Source organism: Streptomyces sp. NPDC058880, assembly GCF_042742535.1.
GTDB lineage: Bacteria > Actinomycetota > Actinomycetes > Streptomycetales > Streptomycetaceae > Streptomyces.
Window position 1 is genome coordinate 85,899 of record NZ_JBHYMC010000024.1, and the last position, 9,847, is coordinate 95,745.

Consider the following 9,847-nt stretch of genomic DNA (forward strand, 5'->3'; position numbering starts at 1 on the left):
TGCCCCGCTCAGTCCAGTACGGGCAGCAGCTCCGGCAGGTGCCCGTCCGACGCGAGGGCCGCCCGCTGCCGCTCCTCGGGCACCTCCCCGTACAGCGTCGTACGGGGCTTCGCGGGACGGCCCGCCGCCTCGGCGACCGCCACCAGGTCCTTGACCGACTTGTACGAGCCGTAACCCGACCCGGCCATGCGGGAGATGGTCTCCTCCATCAGCGTCCCGCCCAGGTCGTTCGCCCCGGAGCGGAGCATCTCGGCCGCGCCCTCCGCCCCCAGCTTCACCCAGCTCGTCTGAATGTTGGGGATGTGCGGGTGCAGCAGGAGCCTGGCCATCGCCGTCACCGCGCGGTTGTCGCGGACGGTGGGACCGGGCCGGGAGATGCCCGCCAGGTACACGGGGGCGTTGGTGTGGATGAACGGGAGCGTCACGAACTCCGTGAAACCGCCGGTCTCCTGCTGGATCCGGGCCAGCGTGCGGAAGTGGCCGAGCCAGTGCCGGGGCTGGTCCACATGCCCGTACATCATCGTCGACGAGGAGCGGATCCCCAGCTCGTGCGCGGTGGCGACGACGTCGATCCAGTCCGCCGCCGGCAGCTTGCCCTTGGTCAGGACCCAGCGCACCTCGTCGTCCAGGATCTCCGCCGCCGTCCCCGGGATCGAGTCCAGCCCGGCCTCCTTGGCCGCCGTCAGCCAGTCCCGTACGGACATGCCCGTGCGGGTCGCGCCGTTGACGACCTCCATCGGGGAGAAGGCGTGCACGTGCATGCCCGGCACCCGCTGCCGGACGGCCCGCGCGATGTCGAAGTACGCCGTCCCCGGCAGGTCGGGGTGGATGCCGCCCTGCATGCACACCTCGACCGCGCCGACGTCCCAGGCCTGGGCGGCCCGGTCGGCGACCTGGTCGAGGGAGAGGGTGTAGGCGTCGGCGTCGGTGCGGCGCTGCGCGAAGGCGCAGAAACGGCAGCCGGTGTAGCAGACGTTGGTGAAGTTGATGTTCCGCGTGACGATGTAGGTGACGTCGTCGCCCACGACCGCCCGGCGCAGGTCGTCGGCGATCCGGCACAGTGCGTCGAGCGCGGGACCGTCCGCGTGCAACAGCGCCAGCGCCTGGGCGTCGGTCAGCCGTGTCGGGTCGTCGGCGGCCTGCGCCAGGGCGGCGCGTACGTCGGTGTCGATGCGCTCCGCCACCATGCCGGGGGCGGCGGCCTCGCGTAGGGCCTCCCAGTCGCCGTAGACGTGGTCGAAGTCCTCGCGCCGGTCGGCGGTGCGGCCCTCGGTGTCGATGGTGGCGTGCAGGTCCGTACGGCCGGTGCCGGCGCCGTACGCGGCGAAGCCCTCGTCGGGTTCCTGCCACGGCCGCCCCTCGACGACCGCCCGCTCGTCGGCGAGCCCGGTCTCCGCGTCGGCCAGGGCCCGCACGTGCGGCAGCAGGCGCGGGTCCAGCCAGGGCTCGCCGCGCTGGAGGAACTCCGGGTAGACGGTCAGGCGTTCGCGCAGCTGGAAGCCGGCGGCTGCGGTCCGGGCGGCCAGCTCCTCGATGTGCGGCCAGGGGCGCTCGGGGTTGACGTGGTCGGGGGTCAGCGGGGACACGCCGCCCCAGTCGTCGATGCCCGCACCGATGAGCAGGGCGTATTCGGCGTCCACCAGGTTCGGCGGGGCCTGGATGCGGGCGCTGGGGCCCAGGACGTGGCGGGCGACGGCAATCGCGGCGGCCAGCTCCTCCAGCTCCGCGTCCGGCATGCCGCGCATGGCGGTGTCCGGCTTGGCGCGGAAGTTCTGGACGATGACCTCCTGGATGCCGTGGTAGCTGCGCTGGACCCGGCGCAGTGCGAAGAAGGCCTCGGCCCGTTCCGCGTAGGACTCGCCGATGCCGATCAGGACGCCGGTGGTGAAGGGGACGTTGGAGCGGCCCGCGTCCTCCAGCACCCGCAGCCGCACGGCCGGTTCCTTGTCGGGGGAGCCGTGGTGAGGACCGCCGGGCTCGGACCACAGGCGGGTGGCGGTGGTCTCCAGCATCATGCCCATGGACGGGGCGACCGGCTTGAGCCGTTGAAGGTCCGACCACGACATGACGCCGGGATTGAGGTGCGGCAGCAGCCCGGTCTCCTCCAGCACCCGGATCGCCATGGCGCGGACGTAGGCGAGGGTGTCGTCGTAGCCGTGCGCGTCGAGCCACTCGCGTGCCTCGGGCCAGCGGTCCTCGGGGCGGTCGCCGAGGGTGAAGAGGGCTTCCTTGCAGCCCATCGCCGCACCCCGGCGGGCGATGTCGAGGACCTCGTCGGGGGAGAGGTACATCCCGTGGCCGCTGCGGCGGAGCTTGCCGGGGACGGTGACGAAGGTGCAGTAGTGGCACGTGTCGCGGCAGAGCCGGGTGAGGGGGATGAACACCTTGCGCGAGTACGTGATGACGCCGGGCCGCCCGGCGGCGGTGAGCCCGGCGTCCCTGACGCGAGCGGCAGAGGCCGAGAGGTCCCGGAGGGCCTCGCCCCGCGCCTGGAGCAGCACGGCCGCTTCGGCCGCGTCGAGCGCGACACCGTCTCGGGCCCGTCGCAGCGCGCGGCGCATCGCGTTTTCGGTCGGAGCGTCACTCGGAGTGGTCATGGGGCGAGCATACGATCCGACGTCCCGGTGGTGGAGAGCGTCATCTCATCAGCTCACCGGCGTTGACCAGCAGTGATTGGCCGGTAATCGCCCGAGCGCGGTCGGAGGCGAGGAAGACGGCGGCGTCGGCGACGTCCCCGTCCGTGGCGAGGTCGGGCAATGCCATGCGCGCGGTGAGACGGGCGCGCACCTCGGCCTCGGGCACGCCCTCGGCGTGGGCGGTGAAGGTGACGAAGGCCTGGACGGGAGGGCCCCACATCCAGCCCGGCAGCACGGTGTTGACACGGATCCGGTGCGGGCCGAGCTCGCGGGCCATCGAGTACATGGCGGAGGTCAGGGCCCCCTTGGAGGCGGCGTAGGCGGCCTGCTGCACCTCGTTGGGCGCCGCGACGGCGGACTGCGTCCCGATGATGACCACGGATCCGCCGCCCTCCTTGAGGGCGGGCAGGCAGGCCCGGGTCATGCGCAGGGTGCCCAGCAGGTTGACGTCGATGATCTGCTGCCAGGTCCCGAAGTCGGCATCCTCCAGCCCACCGAAGTACGAGTCCCAGGCGGCGACGTGCACGACGGCGTCGACGCCCCCGAACCGCTCCACGGCCAGGGCGGCGAGGGCCTCGCACTGCGCCTCGTCTCCGATGTCGGTCGGGCGGTGGGCGGTGTGGGCGCCGCCGGGGTCGATTTCGGCGGCGGACTTGGCCAGACGCGCGGGGGTCCGCGCCCCGAGGACGGCGTTTCCGCCGTCCCGCACCACGGCGGCGGCCACCTGATGTCCGAGCCCGGCCCCGACGCCGGAGATGATGACGGTTTTCCCTCGCAGCAGCACGGTGTACCTCCGGGCGGGCGCAGACGTATCTGACGATCCGTCAGGCTAGGGTGCCTGCGCCCCGGTGGGAAGGGGCGCGCACCGCCCGCGGGGTGCGGCGCGCATCGACGGGTGCCACAGCCGGCCGCCCCGCCCCTCCACCCTGCCGGTACGACTCCGGCCGGCCCGCCGCCGGGCTTCGGCCACGTCGACGGGGCCCGGCGTTCGGGGGATGATCGGAAGGGAACGCATTCCGGCGGGGACGACGCGCCGCGCCGGGCCCCGGTCGGAGGACGTGAGGACCATGGCGCTCGCGCACCCTCCGGGCGCGCCCGCACGCGCCCGGCTGTTCGCGCTGCTGGCACTCCTGTGCGCGCTGGGCGCCGGGGTGGCGCTGGTGGCGGTCGGCGGCGGGCTGGTCGTCGTCGTGGTCGGGGCGGCCGGAGCGGCACTCACCGCCGTGGGCACGTGGTGGGTGGTCGCCCACCGCGGGCCGGTCCGGCTGGCCGGGGGCGTGCTGGCCGTGGCCGCGCCGGTGGCCGTCCTCGTCATCTACGCCCGGGCCGACCTGTGGCCCACGGTGCTGGCCGCCATCGTGCTGTGGGTGGCCGCCGTCGCGTGCGCACGGACGGCGCTGCACGCGGCGCGGCCACCCGCCGGCATGCGGGCCGTCGCCGCCGAGCGCCCCCGGCACCCGGTCCTGATCATGAACCCGAAGTCCGGCGGCGGGAAGGTCGGCCGCTTCGGCCTCGCCGAGAAGGGCGAGGCGCTCGGCGCCCGGGTGGTGCTACTGGACGGCGACGTCACCACGGACGTCGCCGCCGTCGCCCGCCGGGCGGTCGCCGAGGGGGCGGACCTGCTCGGGGTGGCCGGCGGCGACGGCACCCAGGCCCGGGTGGCCGAGGTGGCGGTCGAGTACGGCCTGCCGTTCCTGGTGATCTCCGCAGGGACCAGGAACCACTTCGCCATGGACCTCGGGCTGGACCGCGAGGACCCGGTGCGGTGCCTGGACGCGCTGGCGGACGGCGAGGAGCTCAGCGTCGACCTGGGTTCCGTGGGCGGCCGCGCCTTCGTGAACACGGCCTCCTTCGGCGTCTACGCGGAGGTCGTCCAGCGCCCCGAGTACCGGGACGCCAAGGCGGACTCGGCCCTGAACGCCCTGCCCGACCTGCTCCGCGGCGACGCCGGCCGCACCCTCGACGCGACGGCCGACGGGAAGACCCGCCTGGAGGCCCAGCAGGCCCTGCTGATCAGCAACAACCCCTACTCGTCGCCCGAACCGACGGCCGTGGGCGCCCGCCGGTCCCGCCTCGACCTCGGCGTGCTCGGGGTCGTGGGGCTCCGGGTGGACAACGCCGCCCAGGCGGCCCACATCGCGCTGCGGGGCGCACGGGGGACGGGCCTGCGCATCCTGACCTCCCGGCAGGTCGTCATCGGCTCGGAGGCGGAGAGCATCCCCGTGGCCGTGGACGGCGAGCCCCTGACCCTGCCCACGCCCGTCACCTGCTCCATCCGGCCGGGTGCCCTGCGCGTACGGGTGCCCAGGGACCGCCCCGGAGCTCCGACGGCCGGTCCGCCCATGGAGTGGCGCGACGTCCTCGCGCTGGCCCTCAACCGGCTGTGGTGAGGCAGCGGGACGCCGACCGGCTGTGGTGAAGAGGGCGGGACGGAGTCGCGGCGGACGCGGGGAGTACGCGTGGGCGATCGCCCCGGGATGCCCGGCCTCCGGGGCGGCGTCACAATGGGCCTGAGCCCGGGGAGCGCCTGGTGCGCACGCCGTTGCCGCCGGGCGTGCGCGGAGAGGAGACAGCCGTGGAGGACTTCGACTCCGGGCGGAGCAGCCCCCTTTCACGCCGCGAGGCCGCCGGTCGGCAGTCCGCGCCCGCCCGGCCGCCGCGCCACGGCGGCAGTGCCGTCGAACCGGAACTCGGCCCCGGGACGGCGCGTCCGCGCGTCCCCGGCGGGATCGAGCCCGGGACCGGGACGGCGGCCGAGCCCGAGCGGCCGACCACGCCGGCCGGGGCCGTGTCCTAGTGTCCCCGGCCGGCAGCCCGGAACCCCGCCGGGGTCCCGGGCGGGAGCCCTCCCCGGACCAGGCCTCGGGCGAGGCGTCGGAACGGACTTCGGAACAGCCTTCGGAGCGCACCGCGAAGGGTGCTCCGGACGGCGCTCCGGAGAAGGTCCGCGGCGACTACACGGGCGCCGTCTACGGCTCGCTGCTCGCCGCCTCCGTCGTCGTCGGCGCAGGGACCCTCGGCCCGTTCCCGCGGCTGCAGCTCGTCGTGCTGCTGCTGGGCACCGGCATCGTCTTCTGGGCCGCGCACGTCTTCGCCCGCCTCTTCGGCGCCCGCTTGGCGGGCCGACTGAGCTGGACCGTCATTCGCAGTACGGCCCGGGAGGAGCGCCCGATCATCGAGGCGGCCGTCCCGCCGGCCGCCGCCGCGGCCATCACGCCGCTGTTCGGCCTGGGGCCGCAGGGCATCGCATGGCTGGCACTCCTGGTCGCCCTCGCCGGTCAAGTCGGCTGGGCGACGGTGGCCGCCCGACGCGCCGGCGCCTCCCGTCGGCTGATGGTGATCGCCGGCGCCGTCAACCTCTTCCTCGGCCTGCTCATCGTGCTCCTCAAGGCCGGGCTCCAGCACTAGAGGTCCGCGGCCGCGGCGTCCCGCCGTACTCCGCCAGTGCCGACCCGAGGCGGCCGACCCCCTCGGCGATCTCCCGCGGGGTGTGCGTCGTGAAGGACAGCCGCAGCGTGCGAGGGTCCGGGACGCCCGTGTGGAAGGGGGCGCCGGGGACGAAGGCGACACCGCACGCCACGGCCGTCCTCAACAGGGCCGTCGCGTCGTGGTCCGCCGGGAGTCGCGCCCACACGAACATGCCGCCCTCGGGCAGGTTCCAGCGGCAGTCCGCCGGAAGGGTCCGGCCGAGGGCGTCGTGCAGGGCGTCGCGCCGCTCCCGGTACGCGGCACGCACGGTGCCCAGGTGCGCATCCAGGTCCGCCGTCGCGAGGTAGTGCGCCGCGGCCAACTGATCCACCGTGGAGGTGTGCAGGTCCGCCGCCTGCTTCGCGACCACCGCGGCCCGCAGGAGCGGCTCCGGCGCACGGAGCCAGCCCAGGCGCAGTCCCGGAGCCATCATCTTGGAGAAGCTGCCCAACAGGGCCGTACGGTCCTGCGCACCCGGGTGGGCGGCCAGCCACGGGACGTCGCGGCCCTCGTAGCGCAGCTCCCCGTACGGGTCGTCCTCCACCAGCCACAGGCCGAGCCGGGCCGCCGTCGCCTCGACGCCGCCCGGCGGTCGGCCGGCAGGGTGCGGCCCGTCGGGTTCTGGAAGGTGGGGATCGTGTAGAGCAGTTTCGGCCGCTCCCGCGCGACGAGGTCCGCGAGCGCGTCCGGCAGGATGCCCTCCCCGTCGCAGGGCACGGGCACCACCCGCGCCCCCGCCAGTCCGAAGCACTGGAGGGCGGCGAGGTAGGTGGGGTTCTCGACCAGCACCACGTCACCCGGCTCGATCAGTGCCGCGGTGACGAGGGTGAGGGCCTGCTGGGAGCCGGAGGTGACCATGACGTCGCCCGGGCCGGTCGGTAGGCCGCGCGCCGTGGCCCGCGCCGCGACGACCGCGCGGAGCTCCGGCGCGCCCTCGGTGGTCGAGTACTGGAGCGCGCGGCGCGCCGACAGCGCGAAGGCGGCGTCGTACGCGGCGCGCAGGCCCTCGGTATCGAAGAGCTCGGGTGCGGGAAGGCCGCCGGCGAAGGAGATGATGCCGGGCCGCTGGGTGAGCGCGAGTATCTCGCGCACCGGGGAGCCCTCGACCGAGGTGGTGCGGGCGGCGAACGCCGGCGGCGCGGCCGCGGTGGCGGTGGGGGTGGCGGTGGTGGTGATGGCAGCGGGCACGGAAGCTCCTCGGGGAGGCGGGTGCGCGCATCGTAGCGAGAGAAGCGTGTAGGTGGCATGAATAATTCGGGGGGTGGACGTCCGTGCTGCCTTTCCGCCGACTCCGGCCACCCTCTCCCGATCTGACGTTGTATCAGCTAGACCGTTCCCATGACCACAGCAGAGCAGGACCCGCAGCAGGACACCCGTGCCGACGACTACGCCGCGCTGGCGGCCGTCGGCCCCTACGGGGTCCGCCCCGGCCACGCGCTGATCACCATGGTGGAACCGCACCCGGGCCACGAGTACGCGTACAACCGCTGGTACGAGGACGACCACTACTACGCGGGCGCCATGGCCATGCCCTGGATGTACGCGGGCCGCCGCTGGGTGGCCACCCGCGAGCTGCAGGAGCTGCGCTACCCGGAGAAGTCGGCCGTCGCCCGGCCGGTGACCGCCGGCTGCTACCTGTCGACGTACTGGATCACCGCGGGCCGCTACGACGAGCACATGAAGTGGACCGTCGCCATCAACAAGCGCCTGAACCGGGACGGCCGCGTCCACCACAACCGGACCCATGTCTTCACGGCCTTCCAGGACCACGCGGCCACCGTCTACCGCGACGGCGCCGCCGGTCCGCGGGACCACCACGCGCTCGACCACCCGTACACCGGGCTGGTGGTGCAGGTCGTCGACGCCGACGGCCCGCAGGGGCGGGCCGAGCTGCTGGAGTGGCTCCGCTCGCGCGCCCTGCCCGAGCGGCTGCACGGCTCCCCGGCGGCGATGGTGACCGTCTTCCGGCCGACACCGCTGCCAGGGGACCGGATGACGTACGTCCAGCAGGTGGAGGGGGTCGACACGCGCCTCACGCTGCTGTGGTTCCTGGAGGAGGATCCCCGGAGCTGTTGGGACCGCTTCACGGGGCTGGACACGGAGGTCGCGGACGCCGGTCTGGGGCGGGTGGAGCTCGTGGCTCCGTTCATCCCGACGGTGCCGGGGACGGACCGGTACGTCGATCAGCTGCGCTGACGTACGCGGGCATGGCCGAGCCCCCTCGGCCAAGACGGCGGGTCGGTCGAGAGGGCTCAAGTCAATTCCGGCGGGACGGTCGGGACGCGTCGTGTCCTTCAGACGAGGCGTCCCAGCCGGCCTTCGGTGACGTCGGCGACGAAGGAGGTCCACGAGGTGGGCGCGAAGGTGAGGGACGGGCCGTCCTGCGCCTTCGAGTCGCGTACGGCGATCGCCTCCATGACGGGGGACTTGACCTCGACGCACGCGCCGTTGGCGGAGTAGGAGGACTTGACCCAGTTGTCGGTGGCGCCCTGGCGAATAGCCATGTTTCTCTCCGGTGAGCGAGTAGTTCCAGTGTCTTGTCGGCCATTTCCGGCTGACCTGATCGACGCTACCGGCAGCCCCTGACGGGTGAAGGGGGCATTCACCCGACCGGGTGGCATATTCCATTCAAGCCTTCTGTGGCCGGGGATCGACGGTGTACGGTGCCGACCCTTTGCCCGCCCGCCGCCCGCCGCCCCGTTCCGCGGGGCTATTCACCCATGTCGGCATATTCGTTGATAATCTGCGAGATGAACTCCCTCGTCTTGTCGACCCCCAGTGCCTGGGCGCGCAGGTGCTCGTACATCACGCTGTACTTCTGGACGTCGTTGGCCTTCTCCAGGTACAGGTCGCTGGTCACGCCCTCGATGTAGACGACCGTCGAGTCGGACGCGTCCGGGAACTCCAGGATCGCGTACTGGCCGTTCACGCCGGGGTGCGCGCCCAGCTCGAAGGGCATCACCTGCACCGTGACGTGCGGCTGCTCCGACTGCTTTATCAAGTACTCAAGCTGTCGGACCATCAGCGGCACGTCGCCCACGTGGCGGCGGAGCGCGGCTTCGTCGATGACCGCCCACAGGCGCAGCGGCCCGAGTTCCGGGTTGTTGTTCTCCGTCTCGGAGAGCCGTTTCTGCCGGTGCATGCGGACCTGGACGCGTTTCTCCACGTCGGCCGGGGCGGTCTCCGGCCATGCGCCGCGGACCAGGGCCTGCGCGTACTCGGTGGTCTGGAGCAGGCCCGGGATCACCAGGGGCTCGTACGTGCGCAGGCTGGCGGCGTCGGTCTCCAGCCCGATGTACACGCTGTACGGGATGTCGCCGAAGGCGTGCCACCAGCCCTGCTGGCGGGAGTCCTTCGCCATCTGCATGAGGGAGTCGATCAGTCGGCGGTCCTCGACCTCGTACACGTCGCACAGGTCGCGGACGTCGCGCTGGCTGATGGAACGGCGGCCGTTCTCCAGCCGGCTGATCTTCGACTGGGAGACGAGGAGGCGCTCGGCGACCTGTTCGGCCGTCATGCCCTTGTCCTCGCGGAGCTTGCGCAGCTCCATGCCCAGTCGGCGGCGTCGGACGGTGGGGTTGACATTGGACGCCACGTGGACGGCACCTCCGCCTTCTTCTGTCGTGCAGCTGTCTCTCTGCGTGTCTGGTGTTCAGCAGACTGCCACCGAAGCGGGCGGCGCCGCTGGGGAACGGCAGGGAAAAACACAGACGCGCGGGGTGGCGGAGCCGGTGTTCCGGCTC

General features: G+C 73.2%; 8 protein-coding genes and 1 pseudogene. 4 read left to right on the forward strand and 5 right to left on the reverse strand.

The features are described from left to right. Nucleotides 1-8: 8 nt before the first annotated feature. Nucleotides 9-2,597: a bifunctional FO biosynthesis protein CofGH gene (locus ACFW2G_RS16590; protein ID WP_384453160.1), complete on the reverse strand. Its 2,589-nt coding sequence runs from the start codon at nt 2,595-2,597 to the stop codon at nt 9-11. Between the two features lie 40 nt (nt 2,598-2,637). Beyond that, complete coding sequence (locus tag ACFW2G_RS16595) at nt 2,638-3,420, reverse strand: SDR family oxidoreductase (RefSeq protein ID WP_384453157.1); 783 nt, start codon at nt 3,418-3,420, stop codon at nt 2,638-2,640. Between the two features lie 283 nt (nt 3,421-3,703). Between ACFW2G_RS16595 and ACFW2G_RS16600 the strand changes: the two genes are divergently transcribed. From ACFW2G_RS16600 to ACFW2G_RS16610, 3 genes are all read left to right on the forward strand, one after another. Next, the gene (locus ACFW2G_RS16600; protein ID WP_384453154.1) at nt 3,704-5,026 is read left to right on the forward strand and encodes a diacylglycerol/lipid kinase family protein; all 1,323 of its coding nucleotides are present in this window, start codon (nt 3,704-3,706) and stop codon (nt 5,024-5,026) included. 140 nt (nt 5,027-5,166) lie between these two features. Next, entirely contained in the window at nt 5,167-5,433 is a 267-nt protein-coding gene (locus ACFW2G_RS16605) for a hypothetical protein (RefSeq protein ID WP_384584789.1), read from the forward strand. Further along, on the forward strand, nt 5,433-6,044 hold the full coding sequence (locus ACFW2G_RS16610) for a hypothetical protein (protein ID WP_384453149.1): 612 nt from the start codon (nt 5,433-5,435) through the stop codon (nt 6,042-6,044). The genes ACFW2G_RS16605 and ACFW2G_RS16610 overlap by 1 nt, the downstream gene beginning before the upstream one ends. On the opposite strand, the pseudogene ACFW2G_RS16615 reads toward ACFW2G_RS16610, so the two are convergent. After that, nucleotides 6,022-7,280 (reverse strand): annotated as a pseudogene (locus ACFW2G_RS16615) (PLP-dependent aminotransferase family protein). The gene ACFW2G_RS16610 and the pseudogene ACFW2G_RS16615 overlap by 23 nt on opposite strands. 162 nt (nt 7,281-7,442) lie before the next feature. Here ACFW2G_RS16615 and ACFW2G_RS16620 point away from each other — a divergent pair. Further along, nucleotides 7,443-8,300, forward strand: a complete 858-nt coding sequence (locus tag ACFW2G_RS16620) for a hypothetical protein (RefSeq protein WP_037924982.1) — start codon at nt 7,443-7,445, stop codon at nt 8,298-8,300. Nucleotides 8,301-8,398: 98 nt separating this feature from the next. Here ACFW2G_RS16620 and ACFW2G_RS16625 read toward each other — a convergent pair whose 3' ends face one another. Continuing rightward, nucleotides 8,399-8,608, reverse strand: coding sequence for a DUF397 domain-containing protein (locus ACFW2G_RS16625; protein ID WP_384453139.1), 210 nt, complete (start codon nt 8,606-8,608; stop codon nt 8,399-8,401). Between the two features lie 206 nt (nt 8,609-8,814). Beyond that, a complete protein-coding gene (locus ACFW2G_RS16630; RefSeq protein ID WP_037924985.1) occupies nt 8,815-9,699 on the reverse strand; it encodes a helix-turn-helix transcriptional regulator in 885 nt (294 codons plus the stop codon). Nucleotides 9,700-9,847 lie beyond the last annotated feature (148 nt).